This window comes from Rubrivivax albus (assembly GCF_004016515.1).
GTDB classification, from domain to species: Bacteria; Pseudomonadota; Gammaproteobacteria; order Burkholderiales; family Burkholderiaceae_C; genus Rubrivivax; species Rubrivivax albus.
In genome coordinates this window covers 154,745-176,732 of the sequence record NZ_SACT01000009.1, presented here as the reverse complement: position 1 = coordinate 176,732, position 21,988 = coordinate 154,745, and the positions used below count along the sequence as shown (strand labels likewise).

Annotated in this window: 14 protein-coding genes and 1 tRNA gene; 9 read left to right on the top strand and 6 right to left on the bottom strand. The window is 72.2% G+C overall.

Features of this window, described 5'->3' with window-relative positions; translation table 11 throughout:
- Nucleotide 1: 1 nt before the first annotated feature.
- From ENE75_RS21555 to ENE75_RS21520, 8 genes are all read left to right on the top strand, one after another.
- The gene (locus tag ENE75_RS21555) at nt 2-3,103 is read left to right on the top strand and encodes a baseplate J/gp47 family protein (protein ID WP_128200550.1); all 3,102 of its coding nucleotides are present in this window, start codon (nt 2-4) and stop codon (nt 3,101-3,103) included.
- Nucleotides 3,096-5,789, top strand: coding sequence for a contractile injection system baseplate wedge protein (locus tag ENE75_RS21550; RefSeq protein WP_128200547.1), 2,694 nt, complete (start codon nt 3,096-3,098; stop codon nt 5,787-5,789). The genes ENE75_RS21555 and ENE75_RS21550 overlap by 8 nt, the downstream gene beginning before the upstream one ends.
- A 16-nt stretch (nt 5,790-5,805) precedes the next feature.
- Nucleotides 5,806-8,532, top strand: a complete 2,727-nt coding sequence (locus ENE75_RS21545; protein WP_128200545.1) for a hypothetical protein — start codon at nt 5,806-5,808, stop codon at nt 8,530-8,532.
- Between the two features lie 15 nt (nt 8,533-8,547).
- Nucleotides 8,548-10,047: a contractile injection system tape measure protein gene (locus tag ENE75_RS21540; protein WP_128200543.1), complete on the top strand. Its 1,500-nt coding sequence runs from the start codon at nt 8,548-8,550 to the stop codon at nt 10,045-10,047.
- A gap of 11 nt (nt 10,048-10,058) precedes the next feature.
- Nucleotides 10,059-11,432 (top strand): ATP-binding protein, encoded by a 1,374-nt coding sequence (locus ENE75_RS21535; protein WP_128200705.1) that lies wholly within the window; start codon nt 10,059-10,061, stop codon nt 11,430-11,432.
- Nucleotides 11,433-11,851: 419 nt separating this feature from the next.
- Entirely contained in the window at nt 11,852-14,761 is a 2,910-nt protein-coding gene (locus ENE75_RS21530; protein ID WP_158289039.1) for an eCIS core domain-containing protein, read from the top strand.
- On the top strand, nt 14,754-15,320 hold the full coding sequence (locus ENE75_RS21525; RefSeq protein WP_128200539.1) for a T6SS immunity protein Tdi1 domain-containing protein: 567 nt from the start codon (nt 14,754-14,756) through the stop codon (nt 15,318-15,320). The genes ENE75_RS21530 and ENE75_RS21525 overlap by 8 nt, the downstream gene beginning before the upstream one ends.
- A 19-nt stretch (nt 15,321-15,339) precedes the next feature.
- A complete protein-coding gene (locus ENE75_RS21520) occupies nt 15,340-15,729 on the top strand; it encodes a DUF4280 domain-containing protein (RefSeq protein WP_128200537.1) in 390 nt (129 codons plus the stop codon).
- A gap of 102 nt (nt 15,730-15,831) precedes the next feature.
- Here ENE75_RS21520 and ENE75_RS21515 read toward each other — a convergent pair.
- From ENE75_RS21515 to cysS, 6 genes are all read right to left on the bottom strand, one after another.
- A tRNA-Ser gene (locus ENE75_RS21515) sits at nt 15,832-15,924 on the bottom strand.
- Between the two features lie 61 nt (nt 15,925-15,985).
- Nucleotides 15,986-17,263, bottom strand: coding sequence for an aspartate kinase (locus ENE75_RS21510; RefSeq protein ID WP_128200535.1), 1,278 nt, complete (start codon nt 17,261-17,263; stop codon nt 15,986-15,988).
- 59 nt (nt 17,264-17,322) lie between these two features.
- The gene (gene tilS / locus ENE75_RS21505) at nt 17,323-18,234 is read right to left on the bottom strand and encodes a tRNA lysidine(34) synthetase TilS (protein ID WP_233259200.1); all 912 of its coding nucleotides are present in this window, start codon (nt 18,232-18,234) and stop codon (nt 17,323-17,325) included.
- Between the two features lie 7 nt (nt 18,235-18,241).
- Nucleotides 18,242-19,213, bottom strand: coding sequence for an acetyl-CoA carboxylase carboxyltransferase subunit alpha (locus tag ENE75_RS21500; RefSeq protein WP_128200531.1), 972 nt, complete (start codon nt 19,211-19,213; stop codon nt 18,242-18,244).
- A gap of 13 nt (nt 19,214-19,226) precedes the next feature.
- Nucleotides 19,227-19,877, bottom strand: a complete 651-nt coding sequence (locus ENE75_RS21495; protein ID WP_128200529.1) for a DNA-3-methyladenine glycosylase family protein — start codon at nt 19,875-19,877, stop codon at nt 19,227-19,229.
- A gap of 6 nt (nt 19,878-19,883) precedes the next feature.
- Complete coding sequence (cysS, locus tag ENE75_RS21490) at nt 19,884-21,266, bottom strand: cysteine--tRNA ligase (protein ID WP_128200527.1); 1,383 nt, start codon at nt 21,264-21,266, stop codon at nt 19,884-19,886.
- A 137-nt stretch (nt 21,267-21,403) separates the two neighbouring features.
- On the opposite strand from cysS, the gene ENE75_RS25130 reads away from it, so the two are divergent.
- The gene (locus ENE75_RS25130) at nt 21,404-21,985 is read left to right on the top strand and encodes a peptidylprolyl isomerase (protein WP_199232384.1); all 582 of its coding nucleotides are present in this window, start codon (nt 21,404-21,406) and stop codon (nt 21,983-21,985) included.
- Nucleotides 21,986-21,988: the final 3 nt, after the last annotated feature.

Sequence of the window (21,988 nt, the reverse complement as noted above, 5' to 3'; positions counted from 1 at the left end):
CATGGCTGACACGCCCGCCTCGTCCCCGCCGACCGCCGCCTTCCTGGCGCAGGTCGCCGCGCCCGGCACGTCGCGCCCGGACCGCGACGACCCACGGCGCAACCCAGCCTATGCGCCGCTGGACGGGCGCGACACCGACGGGCTGCTGGCCGCGCTGCGCGCGCTGGCGGCTCGGCTGCACCACGTGCCGTCGGACCCCGCCGCGCCCGCCGGCAACTGGCTGCCTTTCCTGCCCGCCGGTACCGTGGCCGACCTGCAGGCCGCCGGCGGCGGTGCCGCCCCGCACCATGCCCTGCTGCTGGCGTTCCTGCGCCTGCTCGCCCGCCCGCAGGCGCTGCTCGACGGCTTCACGGGCGAGCACCTGCAGCACCAGATGCAGCAGGTGCTCGGCTTCAGGCCCATGCCGGCCCGCCCCGATCGCGTGCACCTGGTGCTGGAGTCGAAGAAGGGCGTGGCGCCGTGGGCCGTGGCGCCGGATCACCGGTTCAGCGCCGGCAAGGACGAGGCCGGCATCGAACAGCTCTATGCCCCGGTGCGCGAGACCGTCGTCGGCGCCGGGCATGTGGAGCGCCTCGCCAGCCTGTGGCACGACGGGCCGCGTCTGCGGTTTGCGCCTGAAGCGGATTCCGCGGACGGCCTGGGCGAGGCGCTGCCGCCGGAGCGACCGCGTTGGGCGCCCTTCGGCCACGCGGACCTTCCCGCGGCACCTCAGGGTTTTGCCGTGGCATCGACGCTGCTGCGGCTGTCCGAGGGCGAGCGCAGCGTGCAGCTGAAGCTCCGGCTCGGCGCCTGGCCGGCCGGTCAGACGGCGGCGGGCATCGCCGCGGCCTTCGACGCCTGGGCCACAGGGCCGGAAGGCTGGATCGGCCCGCTGGCGGTGTCCGGCCGCCGTGAAGGCGACCTGCTGACGTTGACGGTGCCCCTCGGCGCCGAGCAGGCTGCCGTGATCGACCACGATCCGGCGCTGCACCAGCACGGCTACCCGGCTGCCCTGCCCGTGCTGCAACTGCTGCTGCGGGATGACGCCGATGGCCGCGTGCTTTCCGGTCTGTCGTTGCGCAGCGTGCAGGTCGTGGTGCAGGCGCAGGGGCTGCGCGCCTTGCTGCTCGAGAACGACGAGGCCGTGCTTGACGCCCGCAAGGCCTTCCTGCCCTTCGGCCCGCAGCCGGTGCGCGGTTCTCGCCTGCACGTGGGCTGCGCCGAGGCCCTGGGCAAGCCGCTGACGGCCTTGACGCTGCACCTGGACTGGCTGGGCGCGCCCGCGGACCTGTACGCCTGGTACGACGGCTACGCACGCCGCGGCAGCCTGACTGGCGGGGTGGCCGCGCGCCTGACCTGGCAGGACAGCGAAGGCCATGTGCACGCCGCCGGCACGCACACACTGCTGCCACGCCATGCAGCGCCGGTCACGCTGCAGGTGGACCCGGCCAGCCCGGCGCCGTCGGCCACACCGCAACAGCGCACCGCGGCACTGCACTGGAGCGGCAGCAGCGCCGGGCGCAAGACCTCGGCCGCCGCCGTGGCTGCACGGCCGATGGCGGCCATATCGCCGCGCGTCGCGCCGCGCCTGGCTGGCCGACTGGGGGATCGCGCCGGCTTGCGCCCGGGCACCCCTCTGCCCTCTGGCGGCGGCCGTGCCGGCTTCCTGACGCTGACCCTGGAAGACGACCTGCTGCATGCGGACCACCTGCGCGACGCGATGGCCGCGGTCACCCCGCCGGCCGATCCTGCGGGCTTCGTGCCCAAGGTGCTGAATCCGCCCTACACGCCCAAACTCCAGTCCCTGGTGCTGGACTACAGCGCGCAGAGTGACGCCAGCGCGCTGGCCGAGGCCACCGAGGCGGCGTTCACCGACACCGCGGTGCAGTTCTTCCATGTCGACGCCCTCGGTGTGGCACGCGAGCACGCCTGGCTCACGCAGCAGCGGCCCTGGGCGCCGCCCGGCCCTATCACGCTGCTGCCCGCGCACATCGAGGCCGGGGCTTTGATGGTGGGGCTGTCCGGCGTCGGCCCGGGGGATGCCGTCTCGCTGCTGCTGCAGGCCGCCGAAGGCAGTGCCGACCCGCTGGCGCCGGCGCAAGCCGTGACCTGGTCGGTGCTCGCCGACGACGCCTGGCGCACGCTGGGCACCGCCGAGGGCCTGCTGGACACCACCAACGGCCTGCGCACCAGCGGCCTGTTGGCGGTGGCCCTGCCGCGCGAGACCAGCACCGAGCACCTGCGCTGCCCCGCGGGCCTGGTGTGGCTTCGGGCCACGGTCGCTGCGGCACCGCGCGCCGCCTGCGACCTGCTGGGCGTGCACGCCAACGCGGTGGAGGCCGTCTTCGTCGACCAGGGCAACGACCCGGCGCGCCTGGCGGCCCCGCTGCCGCCAGCGTCGGTCACCAAGGCCAGGTCCGCGATGCCGGGGTTGCAGCGCGTGAGCCAGCCCTACGCGTCCTTCGGCGGCGCGCTGGCCGAGGACCCGGCCGCGCTGGCGCGCCGGGCCGCCGAGCGCCTGCGCCACCGCAACCGCGCCGTCAGCAGCTGGGACCTGGAGCACCTGGTGCTGCAGGCCTTTCCGCAGGTCTGGCGCGCCAAGTGCGTGCCGCATGCCAGCGACACGTCCTGGCTGGCACCGGGCCATGTCAGCGTCATCGTGCTGCCCGACCTGCACGGCACCGAGACGCCCGATCCGCTGCAGCCGCGCGTGGACCTGGACACGCTGACGCGCATCACCGCCCACCTGCAGGCCCGCAGCGCACCGCAGACGCAGGTGCACGTGCGCAATCCGCGCTACCGTCCGGTGCAGCTGGCCTTCAAGCTGCGGGTGCGACCCGGCCACGGCTTCAACTTCGCCGCCGCGCAGGTCGATCTGGCGCTGCGGCGCGCGCTGTCGCCCTGGGCCTTCGACGCCCCGGCCAGCCTGAATTTCGGCGGCCGGGTGCTGCGCTCGGCGCTGCTGGCGTTCGTGGAATCGCTGCCCGAGGTGGACTTCGTCAGCGACTTCCGCCTCGTGCACGAAGGCCAGCACGACGACCGGTACGAGATCCTGCCCGAGGCGCCGGACGAGATCCTGGTCTCCGCGCCCGCCCACCGCATCGAGGAACTGCACGATGCCTGAGCCGGTGCCGCAGCGGATCTCCCGCACGCCGGATCCGAATCCGGCTTTCGAGGCGCGTGCACTGTTCGACGAGGGCCTGGCGCAGCTGCGTGAGCTCTCGGCGTCGAACTGGACCGACCACAACGCCCACGACCCCGGCATCACGATGCTGGAGATGGCCTGCCACGCGCTGGTGGACCTGTCCTACCGGCACACCCTGCCGCTGGCCGACCGGCTCGTCGGTGGCGGGGCGGCGGCCTTCCATGCCCCCACCGAGGTGCTGCCCTGCCGGGCGTTCACGGTGGCCGACTGGCGACGGCGGCTGATCGACATCGACGGCGTGCGCAACGCCTGGATCGAGGCGGTGACCGACGAACGTCTCGTCGTCGACCTGCGGCGCCAGGAACTGCGCCGCACGCCGCCAGCCCACGACCAGTGGCGCGAAGTGGTGCTCGGTGGCCTGTACCGCGTGCGCATCGAATTGACCGACGACATCGGCACCGTGGCCGCCCGTGACGCCGTGCTCGCCGACGTGCGTCGCGCGGTGGACACCACGCGCAACCTCGGCGAGGACGTCATCGAGGTGCGCACCGTGCGCGCCGAGTTCTTCGCGCTGTGCGGCGAGGTGGACCTGGCCGCTGGCACCGACGTCACCGAGGCGGCGGCACGGCTGCTGCTGGCCGTGTCCGACGTGCTGTCGCCGCCACTGGCGGTGCACGGTTCTGCCGAACGGCTGGCCGCCGGGGTCGCGATGCCGGACCTGCTGGACGGCCCGCTGCCCGCGGCCGGCTTCGTCGATGCCGCGGCACTCGAGGCCAGCACGCTGCCGGCGGAGATCCACCTGTCCGACGTGATGCGTGCGGCCGCTGCCGTGCCCGGCGTGGTGTCGTTGCGAACGATCACGCTGAACCCGATCGCGCGCGCCGACGAGGATGCGCCGGACGACGTGGCCACGCCCGACCCCGATCCCACCGCCGTCGTCGGTGACGCGGTGCCGGTCGCCAACCCGTGGCGCATTCCCGTGCGCCCGGGCCGGCTGCCACGCCTGTCGCTCGCCCAGGGCCGGCTGGTGTTCACGCAGCGCGGGCTGCCGGTGGCCGGCTGGCCGCTGGCGGCCATGCCAGCGGCCGTGGCGGCACGGCTGGCGGCACTGCGCCAGGCGGCGCGCGACGCGACCGAGACCCCGCGCCCCCTCGACCTTCCGACCCCGCCCGCCGGGCGTGCGCGCCCGTTGGAAGACTGGCCCTCGTTCCAGCTCGACTTCCCGGCCGTCTACGGCATCGGTGCGCAGGGCCTGCCGTCGCGCGCCGATGCGCGCCGGCGCGCCCAGGCCCTGCAGCTGCAGGGCTGGCTGCTGCTGTTCGACCAGCTGATGGCCGACCAGACGGCGCTGCTGTCGGTGGCGGCGCAGCGGCTGTCGGTGGACCCGGCGGTGCTGGAAGCCGTCGCCGGCCGCTTTGCGCCGGGGGCGGTGACACGCCCGCACGTGCTCGCCAGCCAGATCGTGCAGCTGGCCAGCGCCGAGGCCGGCGAGGCCCTGTACGGCCCCGGGGCCAGCCCGCAGGCCCTGCTGGACGCCACCGAGCCCGAAGCCGACGCGCAGGCCCGCCAGCAGCACCTGCTGGACCACCTCGTGTCCCGCCTGGCCGACGACTTCAGCGGCTACGCCGCCGCCATGGCGGCAGCCTTCGGCACGCCGCCCGGCGCGGTGATCGGTGACGCCTGCCGCTTCCTGCGTGACGTGGCACCGGCCGTGACCCACCGCGCCGGTGCCATGGACACGCGGCCGCCGACGGCCGAGGATGTGTGGAACACACCCAATGTCAGCGGGCTGGAGCGCCGCGTCGCCGGCCTGCTGGGCATTGCCGACTGGTCGCGCCGCAACCTGGGCCTGACCAGCTACGACCTCTACGACGAGGTCGATGCGGTACCCGATGCCACCGACGAGTACCGCTTCCGCGTGCGCCACGCGGTCACGCACACCATCCTGCTCAGCTCCAGCACGCGCTACCCCACGCCGGAGGCGGCGCGCGCCGAGATGGTGCAGGCCATTGCCCGCGCCCAGCTGCCCGAGGGCTACCGCCGGCTGCGCACCAGCGATGGCCGGCACTACTTCAACATCATCGATGCGGCCGGGGAGGTGCTGGCGCGCCGCATCCACTACTTCGACACCGCCGAGGCGATGGACGCGGCCATCGCCGAGACCCTGGCCTACCTGCGCAGCCACTACAGCGGGGAAGGCATGTACCTCGTCGAGCACATCCTGCTGCGCCCGCGCGAGGCCGACGACCCGCTGATGCCGCTGTGCGTCGACCCGGACTGTGCCGACTGCCTGGACGCCGACCCCTACAGCCACCGCGTGCACGTGGTGCTGCCGGCCTATGCCGGGCGCTTCCAGGACGCCGGCTTCCGCCGCTTCGTCGAGGAGACCCTCCGCCGCGAGATGCCAGTGCACCTGCTGCCCGTGGTGTGCTGGATCGGCGCCGACGACATGGCGCGCTTCGAGTCGGCCTGGCGCGATTGGCTGATGCTGGCTGCCGGCTTCAGCACCAGCGGCCGGCGCGAGAAGCTGCAGGCCCTGATCGACGCCCTGGTCGGCGTCAAGAACATCCACCCGGTGCGCGCGCTGTTCGACTGCACCGGCGACCCAACACGCCTGCCGTTCATCGTGGGCAGGACGTCCCTCGGCCGCGGGCCGACGGGCTGACGAAGGAGCACACGCCATGGCCGATCCGCTGCAGGTGGTCCAAAGCCTGGACCGACTCGCCGAGCGCTACACCGTCTTCGAGCCCGACCAGGTGCTCACGCACGGTCAGCTCAATGGCGTCACCGACTACCTCGACGACCAGACGCGGCTGTCGCGCGTGTGCCTGCACGGCGTGGGCCTGGTCGCCGGTCTGCAGGTACAGCGCACGGGGGCCGGCGTGCGCGTGGGCCGCGGCCTGGGCGTCACGACCGACGGCGACCTGCTGCGCCTGGGCACCGACACCGTCTACGACCGCTGGCGGGCCTACGACAGCAGCTACCCGGTCTATCCGCCGCTGTGGACAGGCGGCGCAGAACCGCAGCCGCTGGACGCCGCGGAACTGGTGCCCGTGGGCGAGAGTGACGTGCTGGCCCGGCCGCTGGCGGAGCTGCCGGGTGGCATCGACGGGCGCGTGGTGCTGCTGCTGATGGAAAGCATCGTGCAGGACCCGGACATGTGCAGCGGCACCGACTGCGACAACCTCGGCCGCGACGCCCGCCACCGCCTGCGCGTGATGGCCGTGCCCGCGCCACTGGCGCAGCAGCTGATGGACGCCGTGGGCCTGATGCCGGCCAGCGAGCGCGCCCGCAGCCTGCCAGCGCTGGCGATGCGACGGCCGGCGCTGTCCACCGACATCGGCACCACGGGCACACTGGCCACGCGCTACCGCGATGCCGCCGGGGCCACGCTGGCGGAGCTGCGTCGCGCGCTGCAGGCCCTGGCCCGTGCCTTCCCTGATCTGTTGCAGGAGGTCTTCGGCGGCGATCCCACCGCGCGGTGGCTGGCGCGGCTGGATGCGCTGGTCGCCACCTTTGCCGGCACCAGCAGCGGCCTGCAGGTGTGGTGGAGCTTCGTCAAGGACACCGTGGACCAATGGGCCACGCTGCGCGACGCGTTGCTGGCCGACGATTCCGTGCTGCTGCCGGCGGTGGACGCCTTCCCCAAGCACCTGCTGCTGGGCACCGTGGGCGCGCCGCGCGAACTGCGCATGGGCCTGTACCCGTCGCCGCTGGACGCGGCCAGCCGCCATGGCCGTGCGCACGCCCGGTTTGCGCTGTGGAAGCTCGACGCCATGCTGGCGGCCTTTGCGATGCCGGCCGACACCACACTGCGCGTCACGCCCAGCCGTGGCGATGCGCAGCCACTGGCCGGCCGCGCCATCCCCTGGCACTACCGCGTGCTGGAGGCGTCGCCTATCCACGTGGCCTGGGACTTCCAGCGCGCGGCACGCGGCCAGGAAGGCGAGCACCTGGGCTACCGTGCCGCGTCCTGGGCCAGCACGGAGCAGGCGCGCAGCCCGCTGCAGTTCGCCATCGGCGGGCACGACTTCTTCCGCGTCGAGGGCCACCTCGGCCGCCCGGTGGAGCAGGTCGGCAACGAACTTCGTGCGTTGATCGCCCGCCACAACCTGCCGTTCCAGGTGCAGGAGGTGCTGCTGCACAACGACCGCCGGCAGCTGCGGCGCCGGCCGCCGCTGCGCTACACGCCACTGCATTCTCTGCACTACCTGCTGCGACAGGACGTGGCGCTGCGCATCGACGAAAGCCGCAGCGTGGCGGCGCGCTTCGCCACCGACGTGGCCGGCGGCGTGGCCGCGGGCATCGTGCCGGCGGCCACCGACAGCGGCGCGCAGACCGTCACGCTGGCGCGCAGCGCGCAGGATGCGGTGGCCCGCGTGCAGGAGGTGTCGGCCCCGGTGCTGGCCAGCCGCAGCTACACCAGCTACCAGGCGCAGACCACGCAGAACCCGACCTGGAAGTCCGCCTACGCCACCGGGCTCGAGACCGTGAGCCAGAGCAAGGCCAGCCTCGGCCACCTGTCGCGGGCCGACCATGCGTCGCCGTTCGACGCGCTGATCTCCAGCAACCAGCCGCACTGGATCGACTGGCTCGACGTGCTGATCCAGGCCCAGGACGACCGCGCCGACGACCGCCTGCTGTTCACCCGCTACCTGCAGGACCATCCGGCGCTGGACCATGCCGGCGGCGCCTGGCGTGGCGGCACTTTCGTGCTCGTCTACGACGACAGCGGCCGTGTGGTGGCCGACTTCACGCTGCCCTACCCCGCCGCCGAGGAAGACCAACCCGAACCGGAGGAACCGCCGTTGACGCGCCCGCCCTACCGTCCGCCGGTGGCCGTGGACGGCGGCATCCGCATCACCCGCCCGGTGCCGATGCTGGTCGACGACTCGGTGCTGCGCCAGCGCGAGCTGTTCCGCTTCGACCTCGAGAAGACCACCGCCAACATCGAGGGCCTGGTGCAGGGGGCCTTCGTGCCGAACAACGCGGTCGACAACCCCAAGGTGGTGGCCCCGGGGCGGGCCACCGGCAACGCCTGGCTCGACTACAACGCCGGCGTGCTGGACGCGCAGATGAAACGCGTGCGCGAGCTGGAGCAGCTGGTGTCCACGCCCAGTGTCGGCGACCCGGTGCGCGAAGCGGCGCAACGCGAACTGGTGCGCACGCAGGGCGAGATGGCGCAAACCGTCGGCGTGCTGGCCGGCGAGGTGGCTGCCAGCGGCCTGGACGTGTCCAGCACTGCCGGTGCAGCCGTCACGCAGCGCATCGCCAGCGGCGCAGCGCAGGTCAAGGACGGCAACGCCCGCGGCGTGATGCTGCAGCAGCTCGATGCGGTGCAGACCCCCGCCGGCAGTGCCACGGCACGCTTCGTCGACGGGCTGAAGGCCCTGGGCCGCGTGGGCTGAAGGAGCTGATGGTCCATGTCTGCACCGGCCGTGCACCGGGTGCGGCGCCTGTCCTGGCAGGTGCGCGCGGCCACGCCGGCGCAGGCCTTCGCCCTGCGCAGCCGGCTGCAGGCGCAGACCGACACCCTGCCAGCGCTTCTGGACGGCGTGCTGGAGGAGGTGTGCGGCGCGCACGTGCCCGGGACGGTGGTCTGGAAGATCCCGCGCTTGTCGCTGCAACTGGACCTGGCCGGCGCAGACCTGCCGGACGCCGAGTTGCGACCACGGCTGGCAGCTGCCCTGCGCCAGGCCCTGACCGCTGCCCTGGACACGGTGCCAGCAGGCCTGGCCAGCGGCAACGCGGCCGTTCCCGCTGTCTTGCATGCCACCGCGGCGGTCGACGCCGACACCGCGGCATCGCCGTGGCGTTCGGCGTCTTCCGAGGCCCACGCGGCGTTCGCGCATTACCTGTGGCACGGCAGCCTGCCCTGGCCGCAGCAGACCTTGCCACCTGAACAGCAGCTGGCACTGCTGCGCAGCGTGGCGCTGGCCCAGTTCGACGACCTTGTCGCCGGGGCCAAGGGCGCCGAAGCGCTGCACCGGCTGCAGGCATTGGTACCAGGCTCGCGAGCCGGCCGCGACGGCGCGCTGTCTCGTTGGCTGGCGCTGCTGCCGGCGTCACAGGCCCGCGGCCGGGTCGAAGCGGTGCTGCGGCGTGGGCCCGGCGACGATGCCGCCGGCCGCTCGCTCGACACGACCAAGGCCCAGGTTCAGGCGCTGGCATCGGCGCTCGGGCGCGCTGCCGACGCGTCGCACCCCGAGCTGGCGCGACGGCGCCAAGCGACGATGCGTGACCATGGCCTTGGCCACGCAGCAGCATCGGCCAGCCCAGACCTCGCCGGGCCAGCGGCCCCCAGTGCCCCTGCTTCTGGGCTTGGCCCCGACCTGCAACCGGTGTCGCACGCGCCTGCCGAGCGGTCGGCCGCGCCCCGCCCGGTCAACCCTGCCGAGCGCGATACCGCAGCGTCGCAACTCGTGCCACTTGCCGGCCTCGTGCTGCTGCACCCTTACCTGCCGCGGTTGCTGCAAGGCTGCGGCCTGGTCGACGAACGCGCGCGCCAGATCGACGACGCCGCACTGCCCCGAGCCTGCGCGCTGCTGCACGCGCTGGCCATGGGCTCGGCGCCGGCACACGAGTTCACCCTGCCCCTCGTCAAGCTGCTGCTGGGTCATGAGCCCGACGCGCCACTGGCCACGGGGCTGCCGACAATCGAGGCCGACGACGTGGCCGAGGTCGACGCCTTGCTCTCGGCGGTCCGCACGCACTGGCCGGCGCTGGCCGGCACGGGCGACGAGGGGCTGCGCGTGTCCTTCCTGCAGCGGCGCGGGCTGCTCTCGCGCGGGGACGGCACCTGGCAGCTGCGGATGTCGCGCGAGCCCTTCGACCTGCTGCTCGGCCTGCTGCCCTGGGGCATCGGCTTCGTGCGCACGCCGTGGATGCCGGTACCACTGACCGTGGAGTGGCCCGGCACATGAGGCCCCGCGAGATGCCTGCCCTGGCGGCGGTGGACGTGGCCACGCTGGACGCCGAACTGGCCTGGCTGGCCCGGGTGGTGGAACTGCGGCTGGCGCACTACTTTGCCGAAGGCGCCCCGGCATCGCCGGCGTTGCCGGGTGCGCTGGCCCCGACGCCACCGCTCCAGGGCGATGGCCCCTACGCCGCAGCGCTGCAACGCCACGCGCTGGACGACACCGAACGCCTCTTGATGGCGCTGGCGCTGGCGCCGGCGCTGCGGCCGGCGCTGCTGGACGTGCTGGCGGTTCACAACCCCACCACGCAACGCCCGTACACGGAGTTCGGCGGCGTGCACGGTGGCCCCTTCCTGCCGACCGGTGAGACCGCCTGCTTCCTGCTGGCGGGCGACGATCTGGCCCTGCGCCTGTCTGCCTTGCAGCGTCTGTCGCCGCAAGGCCGGCTGGCGCAACAGGACCTGCTGCACGTGGTGTCGCTGCCCGCCCAGGCCCCCGGCGCGGCCAGCGCCCTGGGCCAGGGCGTGCAGCACGGCCTGCTGACGCCTGGGGCCGGCTTCGTCGCCACGGCGCTGCCCGGCCCGGCGCTGCCCCCGCTGGCCGAGCCTGGCGGCCTGGCCACGCGCGTGCACAGCGGGCTGGACTGGGCCGACCTGGTGCTGCCGGCCGCCACGCTGGCGCAGCTGGAGGACATCGGCCTGTGGCTGCAGCATGGCCGCACGCTGCTGGACGACTGGGGCTTCGGCCGCCGCACCAGCCGCGGGCATGTGGCGCTGTTCCATGGCCCGCCGGGCACCGGCAAGACACTGTCGGCCTGCCTGCTGGGCCAGCGCTGCGGCCGCGAGGTGCACCGGGTGGATCTGTCCCTGGTGGTCAGCAAGTACATCGGCGAGACGGAGAAGAACCTCGGCCGGCTCTTCGACGCCGCCGAGCGCGACGGCTGGATCCTGTTCTTCGACGAGGCCGATGCGCTGTTCGGCAAGCGCACCGGCGTGGCCGATGCGCACGACCGCTACGCCAACCAGGAGGTGAGCTACCTGCTGCAGCGCATCGAGGCCCACGCTGGCGTGGTGGTGCTGGCGTCCAACCTGAAGCACCACATCGACGACGCCTTCCTGCGCCGTTTCCACAGCGTCGTGCACTTCGCCCTGCCACGGGCGGCCGAGCGGCTGCGCCTGTGGCGCGCCGCGGTGCCGGCGATGGTGACCGCAGAGCCGTCACTGGATTTCGCGGCACTGGCGCAGCAGCACGAGATCGCCGGCGGCACCATCGTCGCCGTGCTGCGCCACGCCTGCCTGCAGGCGCTGGCCCGCGGAGACGCCGTGCTGCGCGCGTCCGACGTGGACGAGGGCATCCGGCGCGAGCTGCGCAAGGAGGGCCGCGCGGCCTAGCGTGGCAACCCCATGCATCGCGACGCCGCGCGCCCGTTCCCCGCCATGTCCAGGAGGCACCCGTGAGCGGCGCCGCCGGCACCGCCCGGCAGCTGCTGCGCCCACCTCAGCCCGTCACCCCGAAGCCCGTGCGCAAGCCGCCTTCGGTGCAGGCTGTGCAGGCGGCGCAGGGTCAGCCGACGTTGGCGGTGTCGCAACCCGGCGACCCCGCCGAGCGCGAGGCGGCTGCCATCGCACGACGCGCAGTGGCCGCCCCGATGCCGGCCCGGCAGCGTCCAGCCGCACCGTCGCGCCGCGCAAGGCAGGCACCGGCCGCACCGCGTGTGGCGCCAACCGCCGCAGGGTTGCGCGTTCGACCAGGCCGATCCGCGCCGACGGCGGCCGCACCGGTCGCCGCGGCAAGCGCGGCAGGTCAGGCGATGCCGCTGCCCCTGCGTCGCGAGATGGAAGCGCGCCTGGACGCCGACTTCTCGCCCGTGCGGCTGCACACCGACGACAACGCCGCCCGCGCCAGCCGGCGCCTGAACGCGGCCGCCTTCACGGCCGGGCGCGACATCTTCTTCTCACGGGGAGGCTTCCAGCCCGGCCGCGCCGAAGGCCGTGAGCTGATCGCGCACGAGCTGGTGCACACGGTTCAGCAGCGGGGAAGCACCCAGTCGCCGGCGCTCGTGCAGCGCAGCATGGACACCACGGTGCGCCAGCGAGTGCCGGCCACCACGGTGCACCGGCTGGGTGTGCAGGATGCGCTGGAATATTTCGCCGACAAGGCGGCCTGGTTGCCGGGCTTCACGCTGCTGACCTTCCTGCTCGGCTTCAACCCCATCAGCCTGCGCGACGTGCCGCGCACTGCGGCCACGCTGCTGCGGGCGCTTATCCAGCTGCTGCCCGGCGGCCCGTTGATCACGCAGGCGCTGGACAACCACGGCATCGTCGAACGCGTGGCCGCCTGGGCCGAGGGCCAGCTCTCGGCGCTGGGCGACATCGGCGCGTCGATCCGCGGTGCGATCGACCGCTTCCTCGACGACCTCTCGTGGACCGACATCTTCGACCTCAGCGGGGTGTGGGCGCGTGCGCGACGCATGGTCACCGAGCCCATCGACCGCATCCTGGCTTTCGGCCGCGGGCTGGTCGGCGGCATCGTCGACTTCATCCGCGACGCCATCCTGCGCCCGATCGCCGGCCTGCTGGAGCCCACGCGCGGCTGGCCGCTGCTGTGCGCAGTGCTGGGCTTCAACCCCATCACAGGCGACGCGGTGGCCCGCACGCCGGCGGCGCTGATCGGCGGCTTCATGACGCTGATCGGCCAGGAGGAGGTCTGGCAGAACATCCAGCGCGGCAACGCGGTGGCGCAGGCCTGGGCCTGGTTCGAGGGTGCCGTCGCCGGGCTGACGGGTTTCGTCGCGCAGATCCCGTCGCTGTTCGTCGACGCGCTGCGCGCGCTGCAGCTGGTCGACCTGGTGCTGGTGCCGCGGGCGCTGGTGCGCGTCGGGCGTGTCTTCGCGGGATTTGCAGGCCGCTTTGTCGCCTGGGCTGGCGGCACGGTGCTGCGGCTGCTGGAGATCGTGTTCTCGGTGGTGGCGCCGGGCGCGATGGCGCACCTGCGGCGCGCCGGCGCGGCCATCGCGTCGATCTTCCGCAACCCCATCGGCTTTGCACTCAACCTGGTGCGCGCGGCGCGCCTGGGGTTCCAGCGCTTTGCCGGCAACTTCGTGCGCCACCTGATGGGTGGGTTGCTCTCCTGGCTGACCGGGGCGCTGCCGTCGGTCTACATCCCGCAGGCGCTGAACCTGCGCGAGATCGCGAAGTTCGTCTTCTCGGTGCTCGGCCTGACCTGGCAGAACCTGCGTGCCAGGCTCGTGCGCCAGGTGGGTGAGCCCGCCGTGCGCGCGATGGAGATGGGCTTCCAGCTCGTGACCACGCTGGTGCGCGACGGCCCCATCGCGGCGTGGGCGCAGCTGCGCGAATCGCTGGCCAACCTGCGCCAGATGGCCATCGACAGCATCCGCGACATGATTGTCGGCTTCGTGGTCACGCGTGCCGTGCCGCGCCTGCTGGCGATGCTGATCCCCGGCGCCGGCTTCATCAGCGCCATCGTGTCCATCTACGGTGCCATCTCCGCGCTGGTGCGGGAGCTGCGCCGCATCGCCGAGGTGGTGACGAGTTTCCTGGGCGCCATGGCGGCCATCGCCGCCGGCAACATCGGGGCTGCGGCGGCGCGTGTGGAACAGACGCTGGCCCGGCTGATTCCGCCGGTGATCAGCTTCGTCGCAGGCTTCCTGGGACTGGGCAGCATCGCCGCGCGTGTGCGCGCGCTGCTGACGCGTCTGCGGGCGCCGATCGATCGCGCGATGGATCGCGTGGTGACGTGGATCGTCGCGCAGGCGCGTCGACTGGGGCGCTTCGTGCAGCGCCAGGCGCGGCGCGTCTTCGACTGGCTGGTGCGGCCACGCAGCTTCGCGGCCGGCCGGGCGTCCCACCGCCTGTCGGTGGACGGACGCGGTCGCACCCAGATGGCTTCGGTGGCCGCGCCGGTGACCGTGCACCTGCAGGCCTGGCGGCGCACCGCACGCAACGCACCGGAGCCTCGGCGCGGGCAGGCCGAGGCGCTGATCGGTCAGGTCCAGCCTGCGGCCGAGCGCCTGGAGACGCTGGCAGGTCAGTGGACGGCGGCGCGACGCATTCAGGACGCCGCCGCAGGCGAGCGCGCGCAGGGCGCCATCGAGGCGATCTGGAACACGCTGATTCCCCTGTTGCAGCGGCTGCTGGTGCTGTTGGGCGGTGGCCCCTTCGACCCGCCTTTCCGCTTCAGCCCGTTCATCGCCCATGTCTCCGCGCAACCGGAAGCCGTTCGGCGGGTCTACGCCATGGAGTTCGCCCGCCAGGTGACCGACCACCAGGCTCGTCTGAACACCCTGCGGGTGCGCGACTGGAGCGCCAATCGCGCGGCCTTCGTGGCCCGTGGCCCGGTGTACAACGCCGAGTCGATGACGGCGCGCGAGACCATGGCCGACACCACCTGGCAGACGATCTTCAATGCCACCCTGCAGTCGCAGCTCCGGCGTGGACGGACACAGGTGGAGGCCGAAGCCGAGGCTCGGCGCACGGCCGACGCACAGCTGCGTGGGCGCCACGCAACCCACCGGGCCGATGCGATCTCCGGTGGCGACCACCAGGAGATCTCGCGCATCGGCCTCGGGCTGGCGAATTCGACCATCGGGTCGCAGTGGCGGGCCAAGCAGGCCCGCGAGATGTCCCTGCTCGAGCGTGTGGCCAGCACTGTCGATCAGGACGCGCTGATGAACATCGAGCTCACGGTGATCCATGACTGACACGGACACCTTCTGGGCCGGATCGGCCTTCGATCGGATGTGGGGCGCCGGCCCCGTGCGCAGGCCGGCCCAGGACAGCGAACTCGCGCGCCACGCTGCCCGCGTGGATCCGCTGATCACGGCGTTCTGGCGACGCTATGGATGGGGCCTGTTGGGCAGCGGCCTGCTGGTCGCGCAACCACCTGCGGAACTGGAATCGCTGTATGGCCGTTGGCGGCTGCCGGCCGGTCGTGTTCCGGTGCTGCGCAGCGCCTGGGGACACCTGCTGAGCGTCGATGGCGACGCGAGCTACCTGCTGGATCCACTGTACGGTGACGAGCGCACGTTGGGCTGCGACGGTGTGACTGCGCTCGACGCGCTGCTGGTCGTCGACGCCCTGCTCGACGACGATCTGCTGCGCCCAGCCTTTCGCGACGCGACGGTGCGCATCGGCCGCCCACCGAACATCGACGAATGCCTGGGTTTCGTGCCTGCGCTGCGGCTGGGTGGGCGGCCTGACGCAGAGACTGCAGCCATCGGCGCGCTGGCCGCCACGCTCGACCTGTTGGCCCAGCTCTGAACAACGGAGACCCGATCGCATGTCCCTGCTCTGCTGCACCGGCGCCAGCCTGTCCTGCTCGATGGGCACGGCGCCCGCCACGCTGAATGCCCTGGGCCCCACCGTCGCCACCCGCCCCGGCACGCTGGCGGCCACGGTGGCCGATCACGTGCCGATGCTCCACATCACGCCGTTCGGCCTGTGCCGCAGCCTGGCCAACCCGGCCGTGGCGGCGGCCACCACCGCCGCCGCCGGCACGCTCACACCGATGCCCTGCATCCCGCTAACGCCCGCGCCGTGGACACCCGGCTCGGCCAAGGTGCGAATCGCCGGTCAACCCGCGTTGGGGGACGACGGCATGCTGGTGTGCATGTGGGCCGGCCAGATCCGCGTGGCGGCGGCGGGGTCGACCGTCGAGCTCGCAGGCTGAAGGCCGGCGCCGGCATCGCGGCAACGGCGTACGCAAACAAAAAAGCCCCGCGGTGCGGGGCTCGGTGGCAGCGGATCGGCGTCCGCACGATGTGCTGGGCGGTGGCGGAGTCGGAGGGATTCGAACCCTCGATGCAGGTTTTGCCCACATACTCCCTTAGCAGGGGAGCACCTTCGGCCACTCGGTCACGACTCCCGCACAGCAGCGAGCATTCTAACCGCAAAGTGCAGCAGGTCCGGCGCCTGCCGGCGCGGGCTCAGGCCTGTGCTGCCGCTTCGGCGTCCAGCCCGAAGGCCTTGTGCAGCGCGCGCACGGCCAGTTCCATGTACTTCTCGTCGATGACCACCGAGGTCTTGATCTCGCTGGTGGAGATCATCTGGATGTTGATGCCCTCCTCCGACAGTGTGCGGAACATGTTGCTGGCCACGCCGACGTGGCTGCGCATGCCGATGCCGACGATGGAGACCTTGCAGATCTTCGGGTCGCCGAGCACCTGCGCCGCGCCGGTGGCGGGGCCGACCTGGTTCTTCAGCAGGTCCATCGTGCGCGCGAAGTCGTTGCGGTGCACGGTGAAGCTGAAGTCGGTCTTGCCGTCGTGGGAGACGTTCTGGATGATGACGTCGATGTCGATGTTGGCGTCGGCCACCGGGCCGAGGATCTGGTAGGCGATGCCGGGCTTGTCGGGCACGCCCATCACGGTGATCTTGGCTTCATCGCGGTTGAACGCGATGCCGGACACGACGGCTTGTTCCATCTTCTCGTCTTCCTCGAACGTGATCAGGGTGCCCGAGCGCGCTTCCTCGTCGAGCGGGATGTCCCAGGGGGTGAAGCTCGACAGCACGCGCAGTGGCACGCGGTACTTGCCGGCGAATTCCACCGAGCGGATCTGCAGCACCTTGCTGCCCAGGCTGGCCATCTCCAGCATCTCCTCGAAGGAGATGGTGTGCAGGCGCTTGGCCTCGGGCACGATGCGCGGGTCGGTGGTGTAGACGCCGTCGACATCGGTGTAGATCAGGCACTCGTCGGCCTTCATCGCCGCGGCCACGGCCACGGCCGAGGTGTCGCTGCCGCCGCGGCCCAGCGTGGTGACGTTGCCGGCGTCGTCCAGGCCCTGGAAGCCGGTGATGATGACCACGCGGCCGGCGGCCAGGTCGGCACGCACGCGGGCGTCGTCGATGCTCTGGATGCGGGCCTTGGTGAAGGCGGAATCGGTGCGGATCGGCACCTGCCAGCCGCCATAGCTGACCGCGGCCACGCCTTCGCTCTGCAGCGCCAGCGCCAGCAGGCCCACGGAGACCTGCTCGCCGGTGGCGGCGATGGCGTCGAGTTCGCGCATCGCGGCCGGGCCGGGCATCTCCGGCTGCAGTTCCTTGGCCAGGCCCAGCAGCCGGTTGGTTTCGCCGCTCATGGCCGAGGGCACGACGACGAGCTGGTGGCCTGCGCGCACCCACTTGGCCACGCGCCTGGCCACGTTGCGGATGCGCTCGGTCGACCCCATCGAGGTGCCGCCGTACTTGTGAACGATGAGTGCCATGGGTTGCGGGAGGTCACGGCCCGGCGCCGGTGTGGCACATGCGGGCAAACCCGCGGATTCTAGTCGCTGTGCTGTCCCGGTCCTGACGGGTCGCGCTGGTAGCTGAGGCGCCCCTTGCGCAGCACCAGCCGGCCCCCTGGCGCCGGCCACTGGCCCGATGCGGCACCGGGGAGTTCCGCCTGCAGACGCCGGACGAGCGTGCCGGGCACGCCACGGCCCGACCAGACCTCCACCTGGTGCCGCAACAGCAGCGCCTGCCGTGCCGGGGACAGGGCCCGCCACGCGGCCACGCGCAGCGCATCGCCGTCGGCACAGGCCGCGGCGTCCTGGGCGACGAACTCGCGCAGGGCTGCCGCTTCCTCGGCGGCCCGCGCTGCTGCCTGGGCCAACGCCGCCTCGGCCTGCGGGAAGGCGTCGGTCAGGGCCGGCCACACCACCTGCTGCAGGCGGTTGCGTGCGTAGCGCCCGTCGTCGTTTCCGGGGTCGTCGACCCAGCGCAACCGGTGCTGCCGCAGGTAGGCCTCGATGGCTTCGCGCGGCTGGTCCCGCCACGGCCGCAGCCAGCGGAGGCCGCCGCGCTTGGCGTCGGCCGGCATCGCCGCCAGACCGCGCGCGCCGCCGCCGCGCAGCAGCTGCAGCAGCACGGTCTCGGCCTGGTCGCGCCGGTGGTGGGCCAGCAGCACGATGTCGCAACCCGCTGCGCGCGCCATGGTGGCCAGCGCGGCATAGCGCTCGCGTCGCGCCCAGGCTTCCACGCTCTCGGCGGGCGCGGGTGCGCCGGACAGCCGGGTCGCGTGAAAGATCGCGCCCCAGCGACGGCACTGTGTCCTCACCTGCCGCTGCCACGTGTCGGCCTGCGGGTGCAGGCCGTGGTGCACGTGCAAGGCGTGCACACGCACACCCAGGGGCCTGGCCGCACGCAGCGTGGCATGCAGCAGCGCGGTGGAGTCACGGCCGCCGCTGGCGGCCACCGCGAGTTCAGCGGGCCGTGGTGTCGCTGTAGCGCCCATAGGCCTGCAGACGCTCGTAGCGGCGCTGCAGCAGGTCCTTGGGCTTGAGGTCGGAAACCTGGCGCAGCGCGTCGTTGAGCGCACGCTTGAGCGCCGAGGCCATCCACTTCGGGTCGCGGTGCGCGCCGCCCACCGGCTCGTTGACGATCTTGTCCACCAGACCCAGGGCCTTGAGCCGGTGCGCCGTGATGCCCAGCGCCTCGGCGGCGTCGGACGCGCGTTCGGCGGTCTTCCAGAGGATGGAGGCGCAGCCTTCCGGCGAGATCACCGAGTACACCGAGTACTGCAGCATCAGCACCTGGTCGCCCACGCTGATGGCCAGCGCGCCGCCGGAGCCCCCTTCGCCGATGATGGTGCTGATGATGGGCACCTCCAACCTCGCCATCTCGAAGATGTTGCGGCCGATGGCCTCGGACTGGCCACGCTCCTCGGCACCGATGCCGGGGTAGGCGCCGGGCGTGTCGACGAAGGTGAACACCGGCAGGCCGAACTTCTCGGCCAGCTGCATCAGGCGCAGTGCCTTGCGGTAACCCTCCGGGCGCGACATGCCGAAGTTGCGCGCGGTGCGCTCCTTGGTGTCGCGGCCCTTCTGGTGGCCCAGCACCATGCACGCCTGGCCGTTGAAACGGGCCAGACCGCCGACGATGCTGAGATCGTCGGCGTAGTGGCGGTCGCCGTGCAGTTCCTGGAAGTCGGTGAAGACCTCGGCCACGTAGTCCAGCGTGTAGGGCCGCTGCGGGTGGCGCGCGATCTGCGTCACCTGCCAGGGGCTGAGGCTGGCGTAGATCTCCTTGGTGAGCTGCTGGCTCTTCTTCGAGAGGCGGTCGATCTCCTCGGAGATGTCCACCGCCGACTCGTTCTGCACGTAGCGCAGCTCGTCGATCTTGGACTCGAGCTCGGCGATCGGGGTCTCGAACTCGAGGAAGTGTCGTTTGCTCATCAGGCGTTGCCCGTCAGTAGTCGACCGGCAGGGGATCCAGGCTGCGCCAAATGTACCAAACGGCGACCGAGCGATAAGGGGCCCAGCCGTCGCCCACCTCCCGCGCTTCGGCGCGTGACACCGGCTCGCCGCTGAAGTAGTTGACGCTGATGCCCTTGAGCAGGCCCAGGTCGTCCAGCGGCAGCACGTCGGGCCGCATCAGGTGGAAGATCAGGAACATCTCGGCCGTCCAGCGGCCGATGCCGCGGATGGCCACCAGTTCCTCGATGATGGCGTCGTCGGCCATGGCCTTCCACTGCGTGGGATGCACGCGGCCGTCGTCGAAGTGGCGCGCCAGATCCAGCAGGTACTCCGCCTTGCGCGCCGACAGGCCGGCGCCACGCAAGGTCTCGACTGGCAGCTGCAGCACGGCCGCCGGTGCCAGCCGGTGCGACGGGCCACCGACGGCGGCGGCAAAGCGGTCCCAGACCGACTGCGCCGCCTTCACCGAGATCTGCTGGCCGACGATGCTGCGTGCCAGCGTGGTGAACGCGTCTCCCCGGCTCTGCAGGCGGGCGTCGCCGAACTGCGGGATCAGCTTCTTGAGCACCCGGTCGCGGCGCGCCAGGTGGCGACAGGCGTCGTCCCAGTACTCGGGGGTGGCCGGGGCGGCGGGGCGGGCCATGCGCGCTCAGCCCTTGACGGTCCAGGTCGTGCCCTGCGGCGAGTCCTGCAGCTCGATGCCGGCGGCCAGCAGTTCGGCGCGAATGCGGTCGGCCGCGGCGAAGTCGCGCGCCTTCTTGGCCGCGGCGCGGGCCGCGATCTGCGCCTCGATGGCGGCCGCGTCCAGCGCCGCACCACCCTGCAGCCAGGCGCGCGGGGTCTGCTGCAGGATGCCCAGCACACCGCCGAGCTGCCGCAGCAACGACGCGGCGGCAGCATCACCCCGGTTGGCATCGCCTGCCAACTCGAAAAGCACGGCCAGTGCGGCCGGGGTCTGGAAGTCCTCGTCCATGGCCGCCCGGAAGGCGGCTGCGCGCGGCTCGGTCCAGTCGATCGGCACAACCACGTCCGCCGCCGGCGCCACGCCATCGAGCGCGGTGTAAAGGCGCCGCAGGCCCTGGCGTGCATCCTCGAGGTTCACGTCGCTGTAGTTCAGCGGGCTGCGGTAGTGCGTGCGCAGCATGAAGAAGCGCACCGTCTCGCCGTCGAACTTCTGCAGCACGTCGGCGATGGTGAAGAAGTTGCCCAGGCTTTTGGACATCTTCTCGTTGTCGATGTTCAGGAAGCCGTTGTGCAGCCAGTAGCGCGCAAAGCCCGGGCCGTTGGCGCCTTCGCTCTGCGCCAGCTCGTTCTCGTGGTGCGGGAACTGGAGGTCCAGGCCGCCGCCGTGGATGTCGAAGGTCTCGCCCAGCACGGCGCAGCTCATGGCCGAGCACTCGATGTGCCAGCCCGGGCGGCCGGGGCCCCAGGGGCTGTCCCACTTCGCATCCGCCGGCTCGTCGGCCTTGGCGGCCTTCCAGAGCACGAAGTCCAGCGGGTCGTCCTTGCCCTCGAGCACGGCCACACGCTCGCCGGCGCGCAGTTCGTCCACCGACTTGCCCGACAGCCGCCCGTAGCCCGGGAACTTGCGCACCGCGAAGTTCACGTCGCCGGTGCCTCCCTGGTAGGCCAGGCCGTTGTGCTGCAGGCGGCCGATCATGTCCAGCATCTGCGGCACGTACTCGGTGGCGCGCGGCTCCAGCGTCGGGCGCTGCACGCCCAGCGCGGCGAAGTCGCGGTGCATGGTGGCGATCATCTCGTCCGTCAGCTGGCGGATCGGCAGGCCACGTTCCAGCGCTCGACGGATGATCTTGTCGTCGATGTCGGTGATGTTCTGGACGTAGGTGACCTCGTAGCCGCTGGCCCGCAGCCAGCGCTGCACCACGTCGAAGGCCATCACCATGCGCGCGTGACCCATGTGGCACAGGTCGTAGACCGTGATGCCGCAGACGTACATGCGCACCTTGCCGGGTTCGAGCGGCTGGAAGGCCTCCAGGCTGCGGGTCAGGGTGTTGTGGATGCGCAGGGTCATGGCACGCAGGCAGGACTCGTCGGCACGGCTCGTGATCGTGCCGCCGGCATTGGCTTTCGCGAGGGGGCCGCAGTATAGCGGCGGGCCCCGGCTAGACTTCGGGCCCTGCCGACACCGGCCCATCACCGGAACCTGCGATGACCCCTGCCCTCTTCCGCGGCTCGCCTGTGCCGCGCTTCACCGCCCTGCTGCTGGCCGGCCTGACCAGCATGACGCTGGCCCTGCCCGCCTGGGCGCAGAAGGTGCGCCTGGCCACCAGCGCCGGCGACATCGTCGTCGAGGTCGACGCGGCCAAGGCACCGAAATCGGCCGAGAACTTCGTCGCCTACGTCAAGGCCGGCCACTACGACGGCACCATCTTCCATCGCGTGATCGACGGCTTCATGATCCAGGGCGGCGGCTTCACCAAGGACATGGCGCAGAAGCCCACGCGACCGCCCATCCCGCTGGAGGCTGGCAACGGCCTGAGCAACCAGCGCGGCACGCTGGCGATGGCCCGCACCGGCGATCCGAACTCGGCGACGGCGCAGTTCTTCATCAACGTCGTCGACAACCCGCGCCTGGACAGCTACGGCGGCGGTTACGCGGTCTTCGGCCGCGTGATCGCCGGCATGGACGTCGTCGACAAGATCCGCACCGTGCCCGTGGGCAACCGCGCGGGCCACCAGAACGTGCCGCTCGAGCCCGTCACCATCACCAAAGCCACCCTGGAGAACTGAACC

Excerpts from the sequence above, each read along its gene's own strand:
- ENE75_RS21510 (WP_128200535.1), bottom strand. The coding sequence starts at position 17,263 with ATGGCACTCATCGTTCACAAGTACGGCGGCACCTCGATGGGGTCGACC.
- ENE75_RS21550 (WP_128200547.1), top strand. The coding sequence starts at position 3,096 with ATGCCTGAGCCGGTGCCGCAGCGGATCTCCCGCACGCCGGATCCGAAT.
- ENE75_RS21555 (WP_128200550.1), top strand. The coding sequence starts at position 2 with ATGGCTGACACGCCCGCCTCGTCCCCGCCGACCGCCGCCTTCCTGGCG.
- cysS (WP_128200527.1), bottom strand. The coding sequence starts at position 21,266 with ATGACCCTGCGCATCCACAACACCCTGACCCGCAGCCTGGAGGCCTTC.
- ENE75_RS21525 (WP_128200539.1), top strand. The coding sequence starts at position 14,754 with ATGACTGACACGGACACCTTCTGGGCCGGATCGGCCTTCGATCGGATG.
- ENE75_RS21535 (WP_128200705.1), top strand. The coding sequence starts at position 10,059 with ATGCCTGCCCTGGCGGCGGTGGACGTGGCCACGCTGGACGCCGAACTG.
- ENE75_RS21500 (WP_128200531.1), bottom strand. The coding sequence starts at position 19,213 with ATGAGCAAACGACACTTCCTCGAGTTCGAGACCCCGATCGCCGAGCTC.
- ENE75_RS25130 (WP_199232384.1), top strand. The coding sequence starts at position 21,404 with ATGACCCCTGCCCTCTTCCGCGGCTCGCCTGTGCCGCGCTTCACCGCC.
- ENE75_RS21520 (WP_128200537.1), top strand. The coding sequence starts at position 15,340 with ATGTCCCTGCTCTGCTGCACCGGCGCCAGCCTGTCCTGCTCGATGGGC.
- ENE75_RS21545 (WP_128200545.1), top strand. The coding sequence starts at position 5,806 with ATGGCCGATCCGCTGCAGGTGGTCCAAAGCCTGGACCGACTCGCCGAG.
- ENE75_RS21495 (WP_128200529.1), bottom strand. The coding sequence starts at position 19,877 with ATGGCCCGCCCCGCCGCCCCGGCCACCCCCGAGTACTGGGACGACGCC.
- ENE75_RS21530 (WP_158289039.1), top strand. The coding sequence starts at position 11,852 with ATGCCGCTGCCCCTGCGTCGCGAGATGGAAGCGCGCCTGGACGCCGAC.
- ENE75_RS21540 (WP_128200543.1), top strand. The coding sequence starts at position 8,548 with ATGTCTGCACCGGCCGTGCACCGGGTGCGGCGCCTGTCCTGGCAGGTG.